This window comes from Priestia sp. SIMBA_032 (genome assembly GCF_046535215.1).
In the GTDB taxonomy this organism is placed as follows: Bacteria; Bacillota; Bacilli; order Bacillales; family Bacillaceae_H; genus Priestia; species Priestia aryabhattai.
Map to the genome: position 1 here is coordinate 1 of NZ_JAWRXD010001226.1, position 250 is coordinate 250.

The 250-nt window shown below is 58.0% G+C and carries 1 protein-coding gene; it reads right to left on the reverse strand.

From position 1 onward, the window contains the following. The coding region (locus tag SB717_RS38240) for a hypothetical protein (protein WP_410908414.1) at nucleotides 1–228 on the reverse strand (228 nt) is incomplete at its 3' end. Between the last annotated feature and the right edge of the window lie 22 nt (nucleotides 229–250).

Sequence of the window (250 nt, forward strand, 5' to 3'; positions counted from 1 at the left end):
GGCAAACGCCATGTTGTTGGCCTGTGCGCGGGCAGTTGAACCGCAGAAGTCCTGCACGTCACTCATCAACTCGGGAATCGACATACCCCAGAACGAGCCGGGCACGATCTGGAACGACGCTTTGTGATATGGCCGGCCGCCCAAAGGGTTGCGGTTGAACACGCACCGGATGACGTGATTGCCGATCAGGATCGCATCAACCTGGTACTCATCAAACACGTCCGGCACTTGGGATGGATCAACCCCCCAT